Annotated in this window: 21 protein-coding genes and 1 tRNA gene; 7 read left to right on the top strand and 15 right to left on the bottom strand. The window is 44.9% G+C overall.

Annotated elements, in window-relative coordinates; genetic code table 11:
* Positions 1-325: 325 nt before the first annotated feature.
* The gene (locus tag FU659_RS08890; protein WP_147947237.1) at positions 326-1,771 is read right to left on the bottom strand and encodes a DEAD/DEAH box helicase; all 1,446 of its coding nucleotides are present in this window, start codon (positions 1,769-1,771) and stop codon (positions 326-328) included.
* 103 nt (positions 1,772-1,874) lie between these two features.
* The gene (locus tag FU659_RS08885; protein WP_147947236.1) at positions 1,875-3,017 is read right to left on the bottom strand and encodes a serine hydrolase domain-containing protein; all 1,143 of its coding nucleotides are present in this window, start codon (positions 3,015-3,017) and stop codon (positions 1,875-1,877) included.
* A gap of 246 nt (positions 3,018-3,263) precedes the next feature.
* Here FU659_RS08885 and FU659_RS08880 point away from each other — a divergent pair, with 246 nt between their 5' ends.
* Together FU659_RS08880 and FU659_RS08875 are read left to right on the top strand one after the other, a co-directional pair.
* Positions 3,264-3,857: a P-loop nucleotide/nucleoside kinase family protein gene (locus FU659_RS08880; protein WP_147947235.1), complete on the top strand. Its 594-nt coding sequence runs from the start codon at positions 3,264-3,266 to the stop codon at positions 3,855-3,857.
* Between the two features lie 122 nt (positions 3,858-3,979).
* Positions 3,980-4,978 (top strand): LacI family DNA-binding transcriptional regulator, encoded by a 999-nt coding sequence (locus FU659_RS08875; protein WP_147947234.1) that lies wholly within the window; start codon positions 3,980-3,982, stop codon positions 4,976-4,978.
* Between the two features lie 55 nt (positions 4,979-5,033).
* On the opposite strand, the gene FU659_RS35285 is transcribed toward FU659_RS08875, so the two are convergent.
* The 5 genes from FU659_RS35285 to FU659_RS08855 all read right to left on the bottom strand — a co-directional run bounded on the left by FU659_RS35285 (position 5,034) and on the right by FU659_RS08855 (position 11,144).
* Positions 5,034-5,300 carry a hypothetical protein gene (locus FU659_RS35285; protein WP_187274012.1) on the bottom strand — a complete coding sequence of 89 codons (267 nt, stop codon included), beginning with the start codon at positions 5,298-5,300 and terminating at the stop codon, positions 5,034-5,036.
* Positions 5,301-5,868: 568 nt separating this feature from the next.
* Positions 5,869-6,597, bottom strand: coding sequence for a polysaccharide deacetylase family protein (locus FU659_RS08870; protein ID WP_147947233.1), 729 nt, complete (start codon positions 6,595-6,597; stop codon positions 5,869-5,871).
* 47 nt (positions 6,598-6,644) lie between these two features.
* Positions 6,645-7,826: an MGDG synthase family glycosyltransferase gene (locus tag FU659_RS08865; RefSeq protein ID WP_147947232.1), complete on the bottom strand. Its 1,182-nt coding sequence runs from the start codon at positions 7,824-7,826 to the stop codon at positions 6,645-6,647.
* 248 nt (positions 7,827-8,074) lie between these two features.
* Complete coding sequence (locus FU659_RS08860) at positions 8,075-10,750, bottom strand: YhgE/Pip domain-containing protein (protein ID WP_147947231.1); 2,676 nt, start codon at positions 10,748-10,750, stop codon at positions 8,075-8,077.
* 322 nt (positions 10,751-11,072) lie between these two features.
* Positions 11,073-11,144: transfer RNA gene (locus FU659_RS08855), tRNA-Lys, on the bottom strand.
* 154 nt (positions 11,145-11,298) lie between these two features.
* Between FU659_RS08855 and FU659_RS08850 the strand changes: the two genes are divergently transcribed.
* Positions 11,299-11,484 carry a hypothetical protein gene (locus tag FU659_RS08850; protein ID WP_147947230.1) on the top strand — a complete coding sequence of 62 codons (186 nt, stop codon included), beginning with the start codon at positions 11,299-11,301 and terminating at the stop codon, positions 11,482-11,484.
* 87 nt (positions 11,485-11,571) lie between these two features.
* Here the strand turns inward: FU659_RS08850 and FU659_RS08845 are convergent, their stop codons facing one another.
* Positions 11,572-12,555 (bottom strand): Gfo/Idh/MocA family protein, encoded by a 984-nt coding sequence (locus FU659_RS08845; protein ID WP_147947229.1) that lies wholly within the window; start codon positions 12,553-12,555, stop codon positions 11,572-11,574.
* A 325-nt stretch (positions 12,556-12,880) separates the two neighbouring features.
* Between FU659_RS08845 and FU659_RS08840 the strand changes: the two genes are divergently transcribed.
* Together FU659_RS08840 and FU659_RS08835 are read left to right on the top strand one after the other, a co-directional pair.
* The gene (locus tag FU659_RS08840) at positions 12,881-13,306 is read left to right on the top strand and encodes an SRPBCC family protein (protein WP_147947228.1); all 426 of its coding nucleotides are present in this window, start codon (positions 12,881-12,883) and stop codon (positions 13,304-13,306) included.
* 1 nt (position 13,307) lies between these two features.
* Positions 13,308-13,691 carry an ArsR/SmtB family transcription factor gene (locus FU659_RS08835; RefSeq protein ID WP_147947227.1) on the top strand — a complete coding sequence of 128 codons (384 nt, stop codon included), beginning with the start codon at positions 13,308-13,310 and terminating at the stop codon, positions 13,689-13,691.
* A 69-nt stretch (positions 13,692-13,760) separates the two neighbouring features.
* On the opposite strand, the gene catR is transcribed toward FU659_RS08835, so the two are convergent.
* Positions 13,761-14,084, bottom strand: coding sequence for a catDE operon transcriptional regulator CatR (catR, locus tag FU659_RS08830; RefSeq protein ID WP_147947226.1), 324 nt, complete (start codon positions 14,082-14,084; stop codon positions 13,761-13,763).
* A 166-nt stretch (positions 14,085-14,250) separates the two neighbouring features.
* Here catR and FU659_RS08825 point away from each other — a divergent pair, with 166 nt between their 5' ends.
* Positions 14,251-15,018 carry a DODA-type extradiol aromatic ring-opening family dioxygenase gene (locus tag FU659_RS08825; protein ID WP_147947225.1) on the top strand — a complete coding sequence of 256 codons (768 nt, stop codon included), beginning with the start codon at positions 14,251-14,253 and terminating at the stop codon, positions 15,016-15,018.
* Between the two features lie 41 nt (positions 15,019-15,059).
* Positions 15,060-15,416 carry a DoxX family protein gene (locus tag FU659_RS08820; protein ID WP_147947224.1) on the top strand — a complete coding sequence of 119 codons (357 nt, stop codon included), beginning with the start codon at positions 15,060-15,062 and terminating at the stop codon, positions 15,414-15,416.
* Between the two features lie 165 nt (positions 15,417-15,581).
* Here the strand turns inward: FU659_RS08820 and FU659_RS08815 are convergent, their stop codons facing one another.
* The 6 genes from FU659_RS08815 to FU659_RS08790 form a co-directional block, all read right to left on the bottom strand.
* On the bottom strand, positions 15,582-16,487 hold the full coding sequence (locus FU659_RS08815) for an AraC family transcriptional regulator (protein ID WP_147947223.1): 906 nt from the start codon (positions 16,485-16,487) through the stop codon (positions 15,582-15,584).
* 104 nt (positions 16,488-16,591) lie between these two features.
* Positions 16,592-17,314, bottom strand: a complete 723-nt coding sequence (locus tag FU659_RS08810) for a metallophosphoesterase family protein (RefSeq protein WP_147947222.1) — start codon at positions 17,312-17,314, stop codon at positions 16,592-16,594.
* A 277-nt stretch (positions 17,315-17,591) separates the two neighbouring features.
* On the bottom strand, positions 17,592-18,695 hold the full coding sequence (locus tag FU659_RS08805; RefSeq protein ID WP_147947221.1) for a glycoside hydrolase family 88/105 protein: 1,104 nt from the start codon (positions 18,693-18,695) through the stop codon (positions 17,592-17,594).
* Between the two features lie 49 nt (positions 18,696-18,744).
* Complete coding sequence (locus tag FU659_RS08800; RefSeq protein ID WP_147947220.1) at positions 18,745-19,866, bottom strand: hypothetical protein; 1,122 nt, start codon at positions 19,864-19,866, stop codon at positions 18,745-18,747.
* Positions 19,867-19,883: 17 nt separating this feature from the next.
* Complete coding sequence (locus FU659_RS08795; RefSeq protein WP_147947219.1) at positions 19,884-20,759, bottom strand: carbohydrate ABC transporter permease; 876 nt, start codon at positions 20,757-20,759, stop codon at positions 19,884-19,886.
* A gap of 42 nt (positions 20,760-20,801) precedes the next feature.
* A complete protein-coding gene (locus tag FU659_RS08790; RefSeq protein WP_147947218.1) occupies positions 20,802-21,752 on the bottom strand; it encodes an ABC transporter permease in 951 nt (316 codons plus the stop codon).
* Positions 21,753-21,805 lie beyond the last annotated feature (53 nt).

The raw sequence follows: 21,805 nt of genomic DNA, 5'->3' as shown, positions 1-21,805 counted from the left end.
GGCTATTTATCCCCCATTCGTTTTGAAGAGGTCTATTATGCTCGGAATAGTGGATAGAAAACAGCAATTCGTCGTGTCCAATCTATTGACTTAAGACCAAAAACCGCTTTACATCTCCAGTTCTCGTCCGTTCTCTCCTCTTTCTCCTCTGTAAGCAGGTTTTTACTTCTTACAGAGCCGCTTCCTGACTCTGCTCCCTCTGTAACGCGGAAAAACCGCTTTACAGTCCGTCTAACAACTCCAATCGCCTAACAACAAATAACCCCTCCAAGGTCACAGGATCATGTCATCCATGACTGCGCCACTTGGAGGGGTTAAATGATGTTTACTTATTAGCCTCGTGCACCTTCAACAGCTTTCCTTTAATTGTTGTATTTTTCATTATTTTAAGAACCATAGGACCTTTACCATTTAAAATATCCACATAGGAGACATTATCTTGGATGGTGATGATACCAATGTCCTCCGCGGTCACACCTTCTATTTTGGCAAGAGTTCCCACAAAGTCTACCGCTCTTATCTTCTTCTTTTTCCCGCCATTAAAATACAGCTTCATGATGCCTTTATTCAGTTGATCGCTCTTATCTCTTTTGATAACCGGAGTCGATTGCATTTTTTGCTCAAAGGCAAGCTGTCCGAGAGCAACCTCTTCAGCCGTAGGAACGTCTTTTCTAGGTATTTCAAATCCCAAATAGCCTTCAATCTCTGCAACGAATTTATCCTCATGAGGGGTGATGAACGTAATGGCTTTGCCCGTCTTACCCGCGCGTCCGGTCCGTCCTATCCGATGGACATAGCTTTCTTTTTCAAGAGGAAGATCATAATTAATAACATGGGTGATGTTCTCCACATCAATCCCTCTGGCTGCCACATCCGTTGCTATCAAGTAGCGGAATTCCCCTCTTTTAAAAGCGTTCATCACAAGGAAGCGGTCGTCCTGCATCATCCCTCCATGAATCTTGTCACACGGGTAACCCAGCTGATCCAGCTGGCGGAAAAGCGTGTCCACATGCTCCTGGGTTCGGCAGAAAATAATACAATTGTCAGGGTTTTCGATGACCATCACATTTTTCAGCAATTGAAATTTGTCGCTATCTCTAATGGTCAATAAGGTATGCTCGATCTGCACCTTGGTTGTTTCCTGTGTTTGAATCTCGATATCAATCGGATGATTCATATAGCGATGACATAGCTGCGCCACATCCTGCGGCAGCGTAGCCGAAAACAGCATGGTCATGCGGTCTGTCGGAAGCTCGTCAATAATCGCCCCAACTTGCTCGATAAACCCCATGCGAAGCATTTCGTCGGCTTCATCAATAACGAGATATTTCAAACGTTCCAGGTCTAACGTACCCTTCTGAATATGATCCAGCACACGCCCGGGTGTACCTACAACGACATGACACTTTTGGTGCAATTCTAATTTTTGTTTGGCAAAAGGCTGCTTGCCATACAGTGCCACCGCTTTGATCCGTTTGAATCTCCCGATATTCGTGATGTCCTGCTTCACTTGATCGGCAAGCTCTCTCGTAGGTGTTAAGATGAGCGCCTGCGGTCTATTTTCTTCCCACTCCACTAATTCGCAAATCGGAATTCCGAAAGCCGCCGTTTTCCCGCTGCCGGTGCGTGACTTGACCGTCAAGTCCTTTTGCTGGAGAGCGATCGGAATGACTTCGTTTTGAACATCGGTCGGTTGCTCATAACCCAAGCTAAGAAGCGCCCTTATAATATCTTCACTTAATGTATAGTCATTGAAACTGCGTTTACTCACGATTAAACTCCCCTTTTGCTTACTATCCTTACTATCTTACTACAGATGAGCTTAAAAATATAAAATCCCCTCAAAGTTCATTGAGAGGATTTTCGTTATGAGCTTATTGATCTATTGCTGTTTTGAAGGTTTCAATCGCTTGATTTAACTTGGAAGTTGCCTCGGCATTATCACTTAACACCTTATCCGATCGTATCGCCTTAGCCACATGGTGCAGCAATTGCTCCGGCATATCTACATCCATTGAGTTGGAAGTTAGGGCCACGACAAGCTGCAAGCTAGGAATGACGAATATCCGTTGTCCACCTGCTCCAGAAGCATAGAAGGTTTCGATTGGTTTTTTGCTATTTCTTACGATACCAGGAGCCAAAGACTTCAACCACCAATAATACCCATATCCGCCTTGTGTACCGTTCGCGTAATTTTGTGTGACACGTTGAATCAACGTCTCTTTGATCCAAGGTTTGGGAATGATGGTTTCCCCGTCCCATTGGCCTTCCTTCATATATAAGTAACCTAATTTAGCCATATCCCGCAAAGTGAGTGCCATAGCCCAAGCCCCAATTGTGTGGCCCTGCGGATCTTCATTCCAATTTACATTTGAAATTCCCAGAGGTCTGAATAAATGAGTTTTCGCATAATCAAACATCGACTCCCCAGTTGCCTTATGTAAAATGGCCGACAGCAGATGCGCATCCCCGTTACTGTAATTAAAAATGGTTCCGGGATGAGCACGGGATGGATGTTCCAAAACACTCTGAATCCAATCTGCCGAGTACATCATGTCTGTGGATGCTTGTTCATTCACATTGTTCCAATCCAGTCCTGAAACCATGTACAGGAGATGTTTAATCATGATTTTAGACCGAACAGGGTCCTCACTCCACACAGGAAAAAACTCGGCGACCCTTTGTTCGATACTCTTCAGCTTTCGTTCGGACAAGGCAATACCTGTCAGGGCGGACGTGATACTTTTCGTAACGGACTTTACATCCTGCGGTATATCGAATTGTGTCTGTTGATTATAAGCTTCAGCGACTAAATAGCCGTTACGTACAATTGCGACGCTATGCACATTACGTTCTTGAAAAGCTCCGAGCATCTCTGCAAGGATCACCGAGTGCATGCCCTGTGCCTCTGGCGTCGAGGTCCGCCAGCCTTCAGTTGGCCAATAGGGACCGGTTTTATCGTTCAAACTTACCCGATCTGAGATCATTACTGCTTGCGTATATGCTTTGTTCTTCATTTTCAATCGTATCCTTCCAGAATGAATTACCACTCCTGTATAGAAGCATTTTACGCGGAAGTTATGAATGAAGTATGCAGTGAACCTTAAATAAATCTAAAATTTAGCTGAAATTTAGCTGAAAATTAGATTAAAATAAGATTAAAATACACATTCATTTTTTGCTTTCAAAATGACTTCTCCTCATTATGTTACACTTGTTGATATCATTCCCGCAAATCCATCACCCCTAATCGGAGGTTAGTTATGCGAAAATTAGTACTGATCTTAGGCCCTGCCGGAGCTGGAAAAACCACCATGGCCAAAGCATTGGCCAGCAAGCATGGCGGAGCGTTTCTGGACATGGATACACTTCTTCGACCTGCCGCGGAAGCCATTATGACGCTAGCAGGACAAGACCCGAGTGACCGTGATTCCCCTTTTTATAAAACCCACTGCCGTGATTTGGGCTATCGCATTACGATGGACGCCGCTCTTGAGAATATCGGGCTCGGACTGGACGCTTATGTCGTAGGCCCATTCACCAAAGAGATTGCAGAAGCAAAGTGGGTTGAAACCGAACTCTCGCGGATCGGAGCGACGGTTCACGATGTTGAACTGAAAGTCATCTATGTCTACCTGTCTGAGGAACAAGTTTATCGCCAGCGCATTCAAGAAAGAGGCTTGCCGATCGATCATTGGAAATTGAATAATTGGGACGATTTCCGCCACTCCCTCATTCGTCGGGAAATCAAATGGCATTTAGATGCCTCCAGTATCCTTTATTGGGATAACTCGGAGATGCTGTCCTCAGAGAAACTACAGATGTTGGAACGGTTTGTTTACGGGGAAAGGCTGTAAAGGTAGTTGACAAAAAAATATTGTCAAGTGAAAATTAACGTGATAATCAACTTCACAAAAGGGGCCTTGGAATAGTAAAATAATAAGAGATCGTATTCTTTTTTCTAGGGGCTGCCAACAAAATGAATCCAAAAACTTCTATGCAAGACATCGCTGATCTGTTGGGAATTTCCAAAAATGCCGTTTCCTTGGCGCTTAATCATAAATCAGGCGTTAGCGAAGAACTGCGCACGCGTATTTTCGAGGCAGCGGATCGACTGCATTATCGAACGGAGCCGAAGCACAAGAAAAAACAAGGCAGCTTTCTTATTTTCCTACCCGAAAACGAGCGAAATGATCAAATATATGATTACGAAATATTTTGCGCTATGGAAATAAGAGCCAAAGGGCTGGGCTATCAGGCCATTCTTTGTCGCGTGTCGAACGACATGCAAGATCAGTTAGCCCTGCCTGAGATTTATCGCGAAATGGTGTTTCACGGCTTGCTGATTATTGGGGTTCTGCCGATAAACTATATCAGGAAGCTTATCGAGCTTAAACTGCCGATCGTAACCGTAGATCACTACTACGAGCCTGTGCAGCTCGATGCCGTTGTGGCCGCTAATGCGGAAGACGCCTACAAACTCGTTGCTTATCTGATCGAGAAAGGACACAAGCAGATTGGCTTCGTAGGATCGATAACGTTAACCAAAAAAGGCAAGGAACGTTGGTTCGGTTATCAACAGGCAATGATGGATGCTTCCTTGGTGGTCGACATGGAGAAATGTATGATTACTGACAGCTCTGCTGAGATTGATACTCAGCTAGCGGCCATGACTTCTATGCCGACAGCATGGTTCTGCACAAACGATCGTATCGCCATTTCGCTCATTCAGCTTCTGACTGCCAATGGATATAAGGTGCCTGAGGACATATCCATTGTCGGTTTCGATAACATAGAAGCAGCAGCTTTGATTTCCCCCAGCCTTACTACGATTCAAGTAAATCATGAACAACTCGGCTTGAATGCCGTTGATGTCCTTATTCGCAAAATAGACGATGCTGCTGCACCATCGAAAATTTCGATCTTCGGTGAATTGATAGAACGGGATTCCAGTCAGTCGATTAGCGATTTTAATTAAATCAAAACAAAAGTCCCTCTGAAGAGCGCTTCTTTTCATAGGGACTTTTATGATTTTAAGATTGTCTTTCCCAATGCGTACGGGAAGAGCCTGCGGGAAGACCTAAGGCATTCTGTAAGTTAGCCTTGATCATTACTTTACAAATTAATAATGTAAAGCAAAATACATAAAAGAATCCTTTTTCAGAAGACGAAAATCTATTGACAGATGGATTGACAGAAAGCGTGTGTACAAATAAAAAGTCGATTTTTCTGATTTTCAGGGTTTTTTTAACCACTAAAAAGAGGGAGGAAGCACGGGAAATGGCTGCGTATTTTTCCAATGAGGTATGAATGCTTAATGTAAAATTCGATCCTCCTGTCTAGGCTGCGATTGTAGAACGATAAGATAGATAATCGGACACAGCATTCGTTATTTGCCATCTATCCCTTGCGATTCGCCTGTTTGAGGACACACGTTCCGCTAAGGGCAATAAACTCATAAGCATCGGTCCCTTATCGCTTGAATAAAGGCGCTGATGTCCGTTAACTTCTAAAGAGGTCACCCAAAACTACAATAGCGGATTTGCAGTCCGTTCATCATTCCAATTCTCTACCCTTTCGTCAAGCAACGATTTCGATGTTAAACCTTTAGGCTAAGCTTAAGCTGCAGCCAAACCAAACATATAGCCACGCAAGGATAAACGACTTTGTCGTCCTTCAGGGACGAGTGAGTTTATCAAGGTAGATGCGAAGCAAACGTATAGACATATACTTTCTTATCTACTAAAAAAGCCATTCCATTGTGGAATGACCTAGATATGAAGAATATGGACTGCGAATTAGCAACCAGCATGATGGCTATATCCAATAAAACCTGTATACGGTTATCAGCCTCAACTATGAAGCCCTTTAAGCCTTTGTAGTAATCATTGGTTTTACTACAGCTCCCGTCATTTCATCAATTCGCACACAGCGTATCGGTTTGCCTTTAAGTTCATAAAGAACATCATCCAGCGCTTTTAGCATATAGGAAGGAGCATCGCGATCTGCCCCTAAGGTTTCTCCGCAATCATGGAGCAAAACAATGGAACCATCCGTAATTCCGCTTAACAGTGTCGATTTCAGACGAGTTCGACCTACACGACTGCGCCAATCTTGAGCTATCAATGACCAGAGAACTAACGTATATCGTTTTTGCATGAATAGATCGCATACGTTGAACATCCCCCACGGCGGTCGATAACACGTCGGATACTCGCCTGTAATCGCTTCGATCTGCTTAGCCGAGCGTTCCACTTGCTTGCGAATGGTCCAAGGCATCATAAGTAGATTTGATTTATGCCTGTAGTTGTGCAAGCCAATTTGATGTCCTTCCCGATGCATCCTCAAGATAAGTTCAGGATATTGTTCAGCTTTGCTGCCCAAAACGAAAAATGTCGCTTTAACATGATGCCTTTTTAACATATCAAGTAATAGCGGGGTGTACTCCGGGTTCGGACCATCGTCAAATGTCAGGGCAATCTCTGCCCGCTCTTCCCCCCTGCGAACCACGCCTATTCCAAACAAGTGAGTAACAATCCAAGGAATAATCGTGTATACCGCACCCACCGTTAATAAGGTTATCGTCCAATTTCGCATGGTGACCCTCCTCTACGAATCGCATCACATGCGCCGAGTAAAACGCATCATACATTAGCATATGAAAGCTGCAGGCCTTCTAATGCCGGACTGAAATAATGTTTAGTTTCCAATATCATAGAAATGGTATGCCGTGCGTCCTGGTTCAACTGATTCGACTTCGCATTCTGCTTCAGTTGTGACAGCAAGGAACGATTCGCTATCACTTCAAGCAGCTGGCTTTTTAATTCTGACGCATTTTTTACCTCTATCGCCGCACCCAGACCCACCAAGTAAGCCGCATTATCCTGCTCCTGCCCTGGAATTGGCTTGTACAGCATCATCGGCAGCTCAAGCGCCAACGCTTCAGATACCGTAAGACCTCCGGGTTTGGTTACAATCAGATCAGACAAGGCCATCAACTCATGCACATGCTCCACAAAACCTGTAATCATGACGGAGTGGCGCGTTTTTTCACTGCCCAGTTCCTCTTCCAGCCGCTGCTTCAACTTTTCATTGCGTCCACAAACGAATACAAATTGCACCAATGTATCCAAATCATCAGATTGCAGCACCGATTTAAATTGCTTGCCAATCAGGCCATGCCCGCCGCCCATTACAAGCACCGTCGGCCTATCGCGGTCCAAGCCATATTGATCTCGCAGCTTGGCACGATCATACGTCTGTGTGAATGGCATCCGTATCGGGATACCCGTCACCACAATGCGTTGCTCGGGAATCCGATAGCGCAGGAGCGCTTGCTTCACGTGCTCGGCAGCGACCAAATATCGATCCGTCCCAGGATGAATCCAATAGCTGTGATCTGTGTAGTCCGTCATCACCGTCACGGTTGGCACATTCGTCAAACCGTTGCATTTCAAATAAGACATCGCCGCGGCAGCACCGGGAAAGGTACACACGACTTCCGTCGGCTTCTCTTCTTGAAGCAAGGACAACATTCGTTCTGTACGGAACGATTTCATTTTTTTGAAAAGATGTGAGATGGTATTATCCGCACGTGTTCTACGGTACAAGAACCCGTAAACCGAAGGCAGACTTTTCACCCACTGCATATAGCAAAATCTACCGACATTATGCAAGTATGGATGCGTCCATTCAAGGAAATCCACCACCTTCACGTCTACATCCGGCCTATGAAACCTTGCAGCTTCCAAAATAGCTTGCGCCGCTTTATTATGTCCATCCCCTAAACTGCCTGTTAAGATCAATATTTTTTTCCGACGAATCATCTTTCGAGTCCCCTCTCTAACACATTCAACAGCCCCAATCGAGCTGTTTACTCCACAAGATTCCTCGTTCTTCTTATTGTTATAACCATTATATGTGATTATCGAATCAAACTGAACGCACTTTAGTACGGTCTTTTTATAGCCAAAGGTCGTGAAAAAACCTAGACTAAAGGCTTAGTTCTTTTTCAGCGAAGATTGGAAATAGCCTGCACCCTAAGATGCAAGCCCCAAGGAGCAAAAGCGCCATTTTATGAAATCAGCTTCGTTTGTTTCGCTTTTTCGGCTACCCGCTTCGTATAGCCGCTTAGCGGCTTTTTCAAAGCAAGAGCCAACACATAACAGATGGCAATGAACACACAAAGGAAAAACACATCTTTAAGCACTACGGATAGCTGCATCCCGCCAACCGCCTCGCGCATCAAACCAACGGCATACGTGAAAGGTACGATCGGATTCAGCTTTTGGAAAAAAGGCGATGCCGTACTTACCGGGAACGTGCCCCCGGAGCTGGAAAACTGAAGCACCAGAAAAATAATGGCGATCCCTTTACCAATATTCCCAAACACGGAAACCAGCGTGTACGTTATGGTAATGAACACTTTGCTAATCAGAACGGCGAAAATAACAAACCAAAACTTATCCACAACATATGTGCCTAGTAAGAAAAAGTCACCCAATGTAACGATTAATGCTTGGAAAAAACCGACCGTCAGGAAGATAAGCATCCGTCCAAAATAGATATGGTGGGTTTTCAGCAAGCCATCCGGGTTATCGACATCAACCCGCATCAGTGAAACGAGCAGCATAGCGCCTACCCACAGGGAAAGCGTCGTATAAAAAGGGGACATCGCCGAACCATAGTTCGGGATCGGGAATTTCTTATCCTCTCTAATGAGAACCGGATTAGACAGGAAATCACTCTGCTTCTGAATATCATTCTGAAGCAGTTTGAGGACTTCCTCGATGCTGCCTCCTCCTTCTACCTTGCGGATCTGATCGGCCGCTTTACGAACAGCGGTTTCGAATTCAGGCAAGTCATTGCGAACCAGATTGGCTGCCAGATGAACAGCATTTTCCACTTCAGGTAACTTCGTTTTGTAGAGATCAGCTACTTTCCGAATCTCATCCTCAGCCGCAGGTAAATCGTTCCGCACGAAGTTTGCAGCCTCATGGAGCTTCTGCTCCACCTTCGGCAAATCATTGCGAATAAAGGGTGCAGCTTCATTAATTCCGTTCGTGAAATCATTGATTTTGCTTTGGATCGTCGTTGAAGCTTCATGCACACGAGAGCGAATGGTCGGTAAATCCTTTTGTAAAGCGTCCAGCTGATCTTGGGCGAAATGAATCCCACTCTGCGCATCAACTAAAATTTCTTTAATGTTGGGCAGCTGCGTTTGAAGCGTCTGCAGAACAGCTGCCGAGTTTATTGCAACGGACTTGATTTGAGCGAGTGCCTTCGTCACATTCGGAACAATTTCTGAATCATAACGAGATAAAATCCCACCGATCGCTGCACTTGCTTCTTTGGATAAGGTATTCAAGTTATTCACAAGATCCTTAGCTGGCTGTTCACCGCGCTCCAGTGCAGATTTCACCTTAGCTAAGGTTTGAATTTGGTTCGAAAAATTCGTCTTGAGATTATTAAGTCGATTAATATTATCCGTCAACGGAGCATTCGGTAAGTATGTATTTAACCGCGTGAAAAGATCGACAGTTTTATCGATGACCACAACGCCGGTTGTAAGACGATCTGTTAATAGGGTTATTGCGGCTATCGCCTTCTGTGGATCAGGATTAACCTCTTGCAGTAATCCAGTCAGTTGGGTAACCGCGTCGGCTGTCTGCTGAAGCAAAGTCAGATTTTGCTTAATGACTGGAATGATTGCTTGGAACGCTGCATCGTTGTTTTGCAAATATTGGTTCAATTGGTCAACAAAGGCGCTCCCTTTCGCGGCGATCTCCTCAACCTTTGGCAGCGTATTAATCGCGGCGGTCACAATTTCGTTCGCTTTCCGCGACTTATCAATGGCTGTATTGAGCGCATCTCCCACTTTGTCGAAGTTCTGGTCTATCTCCGCGATGCGGTTTGCTGCCTGCTGAATCTCCGGAAGCTTTTGCTGAATGACGAGCACTTCTTGAGCTACGGCCTCAATCTTCGGCCAGCGCTCTTCTATCTTTAGAATTGTGTCTCCCGCCCGGTCAATTTCAGGGATTTTGTTTTCAAGATCGATGATCTTTTGACCTTTTTCCTTGATGTCAGGCAGCTTCTGCTCAATCTCCAGCGCCTTATCACCCATCGCCGTTATATCCGGCAACCGTTTCTCCAATTCAAAGATTTTCGTTTCCATATTGCGTATAGTCGGCAGTTCTTTTTCAAAATCGATGCCAATCTCTTTCATGCGGGTCAAAATTGAACTGCTTACGGTTTTAATAAAATTTTCACTAATTTGCGCTGTCACATTGGAAGCGCCTTTACTCGTTATTTTCGGAGCGACAGCATTAATTTTCTCGTTTACGGTATAAATAATTTCCGGCTTTTCCATCGTGCCGTCGACTATGCTCGTAATTTTTTGAGAAAAATCTGCGGGAATGATCAAACTTGCATAATAATCCCCGCGTTCGACACCTCGCAGCGCTGTCTGTTCATCCACAAAGGTCCAACCAAGTGAATGATTATTTTTCAAATTATCCACAACTTCGTCCCCAATATTAATGGACTTGCTTTCAACCGTTGCACCTTTATCGTTGCTCGTAACCGCGATCTTGATACCTGACGTATTCGAATAGGGGTCCCACATAGCCTCCAAATTAATCCAAGCATAGACGGATGGTAAAATTGAAAGTGCAATCATAAGAAAGAGACCCGTGGGCACCTTCCACAAGTTCATAAGATCCGTTTTATAAATACTAAAAATTTTATTCATGATTCCTCCACCTATCATCACTTATATGGTAGTTAATGTTACCTTTCGTCATGTTTACCATACAGAAGAAAACACCCGTTGTCCATATGTGTATATCTTGTTGTGGATAAGTTAGCCTGTGGATATGTGTATAGGGATACCACAATCTTATGCACAGCTTAGTTGGATGGCATGTTGATACTGTGCATAACTCTGTTGATAAGTTAGAATGAGAGTTAAATGCACCATTAACCCTGTATATCTTTTACCTTACACTTTCCTAGGTGAATTTAAACAAAAAAACCTCTCCAACCGAAGTGGAAGAGGTTTTTATTGTTTCGTATAGGCCCGGTGGGGGTCGAACCCACAACCTACCGGTTAAGAGCCGGTTGCTCTGCCATTGAGCTACGGACCTGTTTTTGTGACAGTCAGGTTATTTTATCACGTATGATGTCCACGGTCAATCTTTATTGGAATTTTTGGTTACCAACTTGGATAAGGGGGAGCACACAGGATTGAAAGTGAGGTTTCCAGTGTGATTAGCAAACATATAGAACTCGAAATAGTGGATGTTCGGAGATCCCGGGGCTGGAACGCTGCAAAAGAAGCTTACAGCTTGGCGGATTGCAGAAATCGAGGCTGTAAGCACGTTTTTCAAGCTTATAGAGCTGGGAACTAGTGCACGTTCAGAGATCGTGCTGGAACACCGCAAAAGGAGCTTACAGCTCGGCGGATTGCAGAAATCGAGGCTGTAAGGCACGTTTTTGGGTGCATGTTCTTATCGACAAACAAAAAAAACGATGTACGAAAGTTCATTTCGCATCGTTTTTCTTGTTTCATACCTATTGATCAGCCGGAAAAACAAGTCCCATTTGTTTTCTGGCTTCATCCATAATCCCTACAGCAATAAGAGAATTCGCATGGGAGTTCGTTTCTGACTCCAAAGTCCCCGTCTTAATCAGTCGGATAAATTCCGCTGCCTCGTAACGCATGGTTCTCGCTCCTTGCTGCTGTGTTAACGATTCGACAGAACCATCTCGATAACGAATCTCCACATGTTCAGGCTCATTAATCTTGTCGATCACCATGGTCGCATGTTCACCCATAATTTCCGCAGGAAGATAAGAGCTCGAAATTTTGGAATGCATCAGAATAGCATCCATTTCCTTATAGCGAAGCAAAAGACTTCCTTCGCCGTCGACACCGGACTCCAGCAGTAGCCCACTGGCTTGTACACGTTCCGGAGCTCCGAATAACACGACTAAAGGATAAATGCAGTAGACTCCTAGATCCATTAGGGACCCATTAGAGAAGATCGGATTGAAAGCGTTGAGCACTTTTCCTTCTTTGTACGCATCATACCGCGACGAATATTGGCAATAGCTTGCGAAATATCTCCTAACCTTCCCTAGTTTGTGAAGGTTGTCCTGAATGACCTGAAAATTAGGCATCAGCGTGGACTTGAGTGCTTCCATAAACACGACTTTATTACTTCGAGCCGCTTCGACCATCGCTGTAACTTCAGCCGTATTGGAAGCTGCAGGCTTCTCGCACAGCACATGCTTGCCGTGATTCATACAGTGGATTGCATACTCGGCGTGAAGGGAATTCGGACTCGCAATATATACCGCATCAAAAGTATCGCTTCGCGCAAACGCGTTCAAATCCGTAAACAGATGAGGAATCTCAAACTTTCCTGCGAACTCTGCCGCTTTTTCCTCTGTCCGAGAATAGACCGCGGTTAATGCGAATTCCCCCGTCTCACGGGCAGCATGAATGAATTCCTCTGTAATCCAGTTCGTTCCGATAACAGCAAAACGTATCATAAGTTCCTCCTAAGAAAATAAATACTGAGTATGATTTGAAAAGAATTCGGTCTTCTCCATCATACATATATATTTCCAATAGTAAAATCACTTAGACATTCACAACAAATTGATAGGAGGATGCCTACCCAATATTTGCTTAAAATTTGCTGAACATAACTCAACTTGACATGAAACCAAAAGGTTTCGTATAATCCTAATACGGAACCTTTTGGTTTCCATTCAAAAGAAAAAAGGTTAGTCTTGATAGTCAAATTGATAACAATGGACAACCTACGAAAAGCTGCATGTCATGAAGTAAATAACTTATTGGAGGCTTCTTATTATGGAACAAAACAAACAAGAAACATTGCAAGCAATTAAACAGACCGTTGTATTTAACGCACCTATTCAAAAAGTATGGAACGCTGTAGCTACCTCTGAAGGTATCGCCGCTTGGTTCATGCCAAACGACTTCAAGCAGGAGATCGGATATGAGTTCCATTTGGAGGCAGGACCTTTTGGCAAGTCTCCTTGTAAAGTTACAGAACTCGAACCCCCTAGCCGTCTCGCATTCGAATGGGGCAAAGATTGGACTTTGACGTTTGAACTGACCGATCTCGAAGGTAAGACAGAATTTACCCTTATTCATTCCGGTTGGGATGCTGATAAAGTTACCGAATTCGGCCAACCTCATTCTGCGGTTCGCGAAGTGATGTCGCAGGGCTGGGAAGGTCTCAAGAAGGCGCTCGCCGCTTACGTCGAGGCCTAATATGGCGATCCCTTCGCAGAAACACGATGTCTTTCAGGCCATTGCCGATCCGACTCGTCGTCAGGTATTGAAGCTGCTGGGGGAGCAAGAGATGCCGGTTACGGTGATCTCCGGGCATTTTCCGATGAGCCGTACGGCTGTATCCAAGCACTTGCGAATTTTGGCAGATGCCGGACTCGTCAAGGAGCGGAAGGTCGGTCGAGAAACGCGATATCGGTTGGATGCGGAACCACTGATGGAATTGAAGCGGTGGCTTGCATTTTATGAACGCTACTGGGAAAACAAGCTGAATGTGCTCAAACGATTCGTGGAGGCAGATGGCGAGGATAGCAACAATCTGTTTCCATCGTTAGCCGTTATGGATGATTCCGAGAAAACAGACTAGAACACCAAAAAAGGTCCTTCTTCCAGCTACACAGGAAGAGGACCTTTTTCTATATATCCAGCAGGGGACTCATGATTCCGGAAGAGGAAGCCATTCCGATGACCATTTAGCAATTTCACCAAAAATAGGAGCCAAGGCCCTCCCCTTGTCCGAAAGTGAATATTCAATACGAACTGGGCTTTCAGGGAAGACTACCCTCTTAACAATACCTTCATGCTCAAGCTCTTTCAACCGCTCCGATAACACCTTGCCGCTGAGATTAGGAAGCGCATGATCAATATTAACAAATCGCTGCGGACCGGAAAGCAATTGAAAAACAATGAGCGACGTCCAGCGCTTGCTCAAAATTTCTACTGCTTTTTCGAAACGCGGACACAATGGCAATTGTTCCATTTTCATCACCTCATTATTATCTGTCTATTATAGCGTATGACGACATGGTTTCACAAGCTTACTAAAAGTAAATTAGTTACTTGACGAAACCTTAATTTTGTCGTAAACTCAGTTACATTAAGTAACTACATGATTTTAAGTAATATAATAAAAAGGAGTGTTCTTGATGATTTCACCTATTTTTGTAGGTCACGGCTCACCGATGATGGCGGTCCAAGATACGGCATGTACCGAATTTCTTCTTAATTATGGGAAAATGGTAACCCCAAAAGCGATTGTTATTTTTACGGCTCATTGGGAAACTGAGGTGCTTACCCTCTCATCAACAGATGATGTTTATGAAACCATATACGATTTTGGCGGGTTTCCAAAAGAGTTATATCAAATCACATATCCAGCCATAGGATCAACTAAGCTGGCCCGCACACTAGCAGACCGTTTCGAAGCGAAAGGGATTCCTGTAAAGCTGGATACAACAAGAGGACTTGACCACGGATCATGGGTTCCATTATCCCGCATGTTTCCGAAACCCGAATGTCCGGTCATTCAAATATCTGTGAACCCTTACTTGCCGCCTACGGAGCAATATCGTATTGGGGAGGCGCTGCGCGGCCTCGATCAGGAAGATATTCTGATTATCGGAAGTGGGGCAACGGTCCACAACTTGCGCGCGATTAATTGGCAGGCAACGGAGCCTGACGCTTGGGCGGTGGAATTCGATGATTGGCTCGTAGCAAACATGCAGCAGCAAAATGTTGAAGCACTGTTCCAGTATGCCACTTTAGCCCCCAATGCTCGCATGGCTGTACCCAGACCGGAGCATTTCATCCCGCTTTATATCGCAATGGGCAGTGGTGACCCTAAACGTCCTGTAGAAGTTATTCATCGCAGCTATGAAGTCGGTTCGTTAAGCTATTTATCACTCTCTTTTTAACCAAATGAACTTCCATATTGAAGATTGAGGTGCTCCTTGCAATGAAATGGACGACACTTATTTTACAAGGCTTATTGGCTCTTGCTTATCTCATGTTTGGTGGCTTAAAACTATCAGGCAACGCCATGCAAGTGCAGGCTTTCACAGAAACTTATGGCTACGGACTAGGCTTTATGTATGTTGTTGGTGCGATTGAACTGCTATCGGCCATTGGGTTGATTATTGGTTTCTGGAAGCCACGCATCGCCTTCATCTCTGCAGGAGTGATCGCCATTATCATGGCCGGCGCTATGCTGACGCATCTTAAACTGGGACAAGGCATCAGCGTGGCTGGTCTGCCGTTCATTCTTCTTGTGCTCGCGATGATTGTTCTGATCGGACGCGCCAAACGCGCCTAAATGTTCCTAATAAAAAGAGACCCACGGCAACGGGCCGCGGGTCTTAAGATATATATATTTAAAAGGGGGTCGAATTTCATTATAGGCTTTCAACCTTAAAACAAGATGAAAAGCAGATTTCATTTCGATTACAAATCATTCAACTCTCTTTACAGGCATTTCAAATTATTTCTTTTTTATCGGCACATAGATGTCCATTTGAAGCTGTTCATGCTTGTCCGCATGACAGCGTTCGTCGTACAATTCGAACTCGGCGCCTCCCGCATGTTCATAGCCGGAATGAGGAAACCACTCTTCGAATATCCCCTTCCAAGTGCTCTGAATCGAAGAAGAAAACTGCTCTTTGGCAACTAGAGGCGTTGTAAAAACCGCATACGTTTCCTCAGGGAACTCTCGACATCCGAGATCGGCAGGGACATCATCGAAATGTGCTGCTTCCACACCAATCATGTAGACAAACTCCCCTGTTTCCATATTAAAATCTGTGCAAATCCCCAATTCTGTCATAGAACCGGCAGGGACGCGGTTAGGAATGCGCGCCCCTTTATTTTCTTGTAAATAAGTGCTCCAGAAAGCGGGAATTTCTTGTAGATTTGCGCCATCTCTACTACTCGTTTTCAATTCGTACCCAATCAATTTAAAAGCTGGTTTCGTCGTAATGCGATAATCCATCTTCATTCCTCCTAGATAAGGATTAAATTTTCTTTGCAGCACGTTGGCTTTGCGATACCTCGGTGTCCTAATGCCTTGTTGGCGGTAGGCCCGCGGCGTAAGACCAAATAATTTTTTGAAGGCGCGTGTAAAATTTTCGTGGGATTGAAAACCATTGTCGAGGGCAATATGAATGATCTTGTTATCGGTGTGAGCGATTTGATGGGCGGCATTAGCCAGTCTTCTCTTCCGTACATATTCCATGACAGCGTCTCCCACCATGGTTTGAAAAACCCGATGGAAATGGTACTCAGAAAAGTTGGCGATACGTGCCAAACGTTCCAAAGTTAATGTCTCCGATATATGATCTTCGATGAAGTCTATCGTCCTTTGGATTTGTACGTAATAATCCGTTCCCATCGTTTGCCCCCTCACGCCTTCTATATCTATTCTAGGATAGACGGATCACGAGTTCTTGATATTTCTTGCTAAGGATGAAGTCCGAAGGCAGCAGTTGATGATCCTTATCGTACTGACTTTTGCCAGGTATTCGTAGAAGGAACTGCATAAGTACGGTATTCATTGCCTTCCTTGATTTCAAGGCAATTCAGCTGTAGACCATACGGGCAGCCTCCGTCAATGCCAATTTTATCGCCACCGAACCAGACGTCTGCATGTCCTTGAATATCCATCGTCCTTGTATGTCCGAAAACGACGGTCTTAGTCACGACGGTTGGGTGTTGAACAAAGGGTTCCCTGATCCACAAAAAATCTCTTTTCGGCTGGCTTTTCCAATCCCGGTATGTCGGATTCAGTCCAGCATGGGTATAAATATGGTTTTCATCTTCATAATATAAGGGCAGGTTGTCCAGAAATTCGATGTGATATTTATATTCGCGCCTTAGCAGCTCTTTCGCTTTCTTCAGATCCAACTGATCGGACTCCACATAGCTACGCATGGTTTGAATGCCCCCATGCTCCAAAAACTTCATTTCCATATGTGGATCTGCATCTCCGAGAATATCAATAAATCGTTGGTCATGATTGCCTTTCAGAGCAATGGCTCCCTTTTCCTTTACTAAATACATGACCATTTCCACAGTCTCCCGACTGGCTGGTCCCCGATCCACATAATCGCCTAGCAAGAGGAGGGTATCTTGATCGTTGTTATATGCTATGACATCTAATAAGTGATTAAGCTGCTCCACACATCCATGAATATCGCTTATGGCTAGCGTTCTTTTCATTGTCTTTCCTCCTGATAGTCAATTTGATGAGAGCATGGGCTTTGCATACCTTATAGGTATAAACGTTCTATTACAAAGATAAACGACTTCGTCGTCCTTCAGGGACGAGCAAGCTTGTCAGTGTATCACCTTTATTTTCATCATTTTATCATATTTTGGGCCTTACGGGTCTTGAGATTCAATAACATTGGAATCTCTAGCGCTTCATGGTCTGCGACAAAAAACGGCCCCTCGCAAACATGCGAATGGAGCCGTTTATGTGAAGATGGGCTATTCCTTACGTTTCGTTCCCAACAAATGCCTGTATCTCCACACAAGCCATTACGAAAGCACCTACGCCATGGAGATCGTTCTGACTCGTCGGGCGAGTGACATAGTTCTCATAATCACCTGCCGAGGTTCCGATGCAGATGCCTGGTAAAACAACCCGCCCCTGTTCGTCGAACTGGAGCGTATCAATTAAGCCGCGGTAGCCCTTCACCGCGGCATCTATGCATTCGCGGCCGACGACGCCGTGCTTGACGGCTTTGGCTATCGTGTACACGAATAAACTTGTACACGAGGTTTCCAACCAGTTGTCGGGCAGATGCCCCTTGTCGACAACTTGATACCACAGGCCGCTATCCGCGTCCTGATAGCGAATTAACGCGTGGACGAAGTCGCGCAGCGCGTTCACGAGTTCATCACGGCCCGGCGCATCTACGGCCAGTTCGTCAAGGAACTGAGCAACGGCTAAGCCGTACCAGCCGAGCGAGCGGCCCCAGAATTCCGGTGAACAACCGGTTTCGGGATTGGCCCACGGCATCTGACGACTCTCGTCCCATGCATGGTAGAGCAGTCCAGTGCGCTCATCCTTCATATACTTACGCATGAGCCGCTCCTGATGCAGCACATTTTCACGCAAGGCAAGGTCGCCATATGCGTTCGTGTATTTTAGCGAGAAGACACCTGCCATATACAAACCATCCAGCCACATTTGGTAAGCGTATTTATCTTTATGCCAGTAACCGCCCTCGGAAGTCAGATTCAGCGTGTTCAGCAAGCTTCTCAGCTTCTCGGCAGCGACTCGGTATTTACTTTGACCCGTTCGTTTCTCCAATCCGAACAGAAGAAGCCCAGCTTGAACCGCATCCAGTTCATCACGAGCGAAGAGCAAGTTACCATGCGAGTCGATTAATAGATCCACATAAGCTTGGATGTAAGCATCATAGCTTGTTTCTCGTTCTGCTTCCGAAAGCATTTCCATCCCGCAAAGGAACACGCCCTGATGATAATGCCATCTTCCGGCAGGCGGCAGGTTCTCGGGTGTATACTGGCTAATGATGGCGTCACAAGCAGCTCTCGCCCATGCCATCGGTGATTGTTCAATGCGATAAGTCATGATTATTACCCCTCTTTAGCTTTTCTTCTTATACATGTAGCGATGGATTTCATCGACTTGGATACACATAAGTGTCGCTAGCAGCCAGCTTAGGCGCTACTTCCCCCGCCAACTGATAGCAAACTGAACGGATTAACAACGCTTGCGTCCCTGCGTTCATATCCCCTTCCATTTTGCCTCCGCCAATATGAACTGCCGCAGGCATCCCTGGATACCATTCGCCATGCTTCACTTGCGCAACATTAGGAGCAGTAGGCGAATGCGCGAGTTCACGAGAGAAGCCTCCATCTGCACGGAGCAGTCGCTTCATATTAGCCAATGTGATCTGTATGATTTCACGCAGTTCCTGAGGATGAATTTGAAGCTTCATATAGGACAATAAATGAATCGGATTACGGATATAGCACATGTCCGCCGCTTCTTCATGCCGTAAAGCAAACAGGATACTTTGGTATATTTGATCCTCCCTGGGCAAAGGAACATGGAAATGATCATAAAACATATGCAGTTTAAACGTACCTGATATTTGCACATAACAGGAGCCCTCGCCCCATAATCCGGAACGGGGATCTTGCCTGTCCGCAAAGAAGTCAAATGCCGTCTGAACAAATGCATCCCTGCGAGCTGCAGGTTCAACTTGCCTCACATAGACACTTGAGGTAGATAGTCGATCGCAGCCGCGCCAGCTGTTCGACAGCTCCACGGCTTGCAGCCAAGCTAAGTATTGATCAGGTGAGCTCATATAAGCTGGAGCTTGCTTCGCTTCGTAAGGCAGCGCATACAGCGGCTGCCCGCCGAGTTTTCGCAGAGCATTTAGGCTATAGCTGATCGCACGCGCCACCATCACTTCATCCCTACGCATCAACGGATTTGCATCGTAAAAGTAACCTGACGAAGCATCCTGTTTATTCTGAAAAAAACGGATCAACCCTTGCTTCATCGCATCTGGTATCTTTTCCATGAGTCCGCAGCGCTCCAGAATATTCAAAGCCTGCGCCGTCGATTCGATATCGGGTCCATGATGGGGCAGCTCTTTTGAGCTCGCAGCATAATAAAAGCCGCCGCTTTTCGTATCATACTGCCCGCCAAGCCAACGAAAGAAGTTATCGAACAAACCGTCCATATCCGAAAGAAGCTGACGAATCTCATGAGAGTGTGTATTGAGCGGCATGATGCATTCCCTTCCTTTTACCCCTTAATCGAACCAATCATCGCACCTTTAGCAAAATGCTTTTGCAAGAAAGGATAGACACATAGGATCGGTATCGTGGATACAACGATAACAGCCATCTTAATCGATTGCGCCGGAGGCGGAGCGACACTATCCAAATCGGAACTATGATCCATTCCGCTGGCAAGAACAACGATTTGTCTGAGGAGGACCTGAATGGGCCATTTTGCACTCTCATTTAAATAAAGAATCGCACTCAGATACGTATTCCAATAAGTTACTGCGTAAAATAAGGAGATAGTGGCAATCGCCGGCATTGATAAAGGCAGCACGATGCGGAACAAGATGCCAAAATCGCTGCAACCGTCGATCTTAGCGGATTCTTCGAGACCTTCCGGGATGTTCTGGAAGAAATTTTTCAAAATAATTAAATTGAATGCACTAATCGCTGTAGGAAGAATTAATGAAGCATAGGTATCGATCATCCCCAGCTCCTTCACAACAAGGAACGTCGGAATCAATCCGCCGTGGAACAGCATCGTAAACACAACAAGGAACATAATCACTTTTCTTCCATCTACATCTCTGCGGGATAACCCATAAGCCATTAAAGCCGTTATAAACATACTAATAATGGTTCCGGCAAGCGTTGTGCCAATGGATACGGCCATCGCTTTAAAAATCGTATTCGTTGAGAAAATAAATCGATAGGCCTCAATGCTCCATTCCGTTGGAATGATAACGAACTTTTTGGCCGCCATTTCTGCGCTTGTTGTAAATGAACCCGCTACGACGTGTACAAAAGGTATAATCGTAATTAAACCAATGATGGTCAATAACGCATAATTGATGATGCCAAACATCCTGCCAGCTAGTGTTTTATCCTCTACCACGGTTTATCCCTCCTAAACGTTTTCGATGAACCTCATGCTTCATTAATAGACGCCTTCTTCACCCATCTTCTTGGCAATCTTGTTAACAAGCATAACCAGAACAAGGCCGATAAACGATTTGAATAATCCGATGGCAGCGCTGTAGCTGAACTGTCCTTGCTTTAACCCAGCTGTATATACATAAGTATCGATGATCTCAGCAACATTCCGGTTCATGGAGTTAAGCAGCAGGTAGACATGTTCAAAACCGAGTTCGAGAACCGCACCAATTTTCAAAATTAACAATACAATGATGACACTGCGAATTGCCGGCAGCGTAATATGCCAGATTTGTCTAAGTCGTCCCGCGCCATCCATACGGGCAGCTTCATACAGCTGAGGGTCGATGGAAGCAATCGCCGCCAAATAAATAATCGTGCCCCAACCTGCTTCTCGCCAAATGACTTGAAGAATATAAATAGGTCTAAACCATTCAGAACTTAACAAAAAGTTGATTTTCTCAAATCCAAAATACACAAGGATATCGTTGATAATCCCACCGTCCATGGTCAGCATCACGAAACTTATCGACACGATAATAACCCAGGACATAAAGTGCGGTAGATAGACGAGTGTTTGAAACGTTTTCTTGAAGAGATCGCCTTTAACCTCATTAAGCATCAGAGCCAAGATAATGGGAATTGGAAAATAAAATACAAGATTCATGACAAACAAAATCAATGTATTGCTTAAAATAATGAAGAAGTCAGGCTCCGTAAATAGACGGTGAAAATGTTCGAGACCGACCCATTCACTTCCTCTAACGCCTTTAAACGGTTTATAATTTTGAAAGGAAATAATCAAACCATACATCGGAATATATTTGAAAATGATAAAATATAACACACCGGGCAGTAGCATGACATAGATCCATTTGTTTTTCCATAAGCGTCTACTAAGCTCACTGCTCCTTTTCGCAGCAACGGCTCTTTGCCCAATATTCACTTCCTGCATAATACCTCTTCCTTTCCGGGTGTTTCATAACAGTTGAAAAGACTGCTGCGTGA

Origin of the sequence: Paenibacillus sp. N3.4, assembly GCF_008017805.1 — a bacterium.
Taxonomy (GTDB): domain Bacteria; phylum Bacillota; class Bacilli; order Paenibacillales; family NBRC-103111; genus Paenibacillus_E.
Note: the sequence above shows the minus strand (reverse complement) of the source record. Positions and strands in the feature narration are given on the sequence as shown.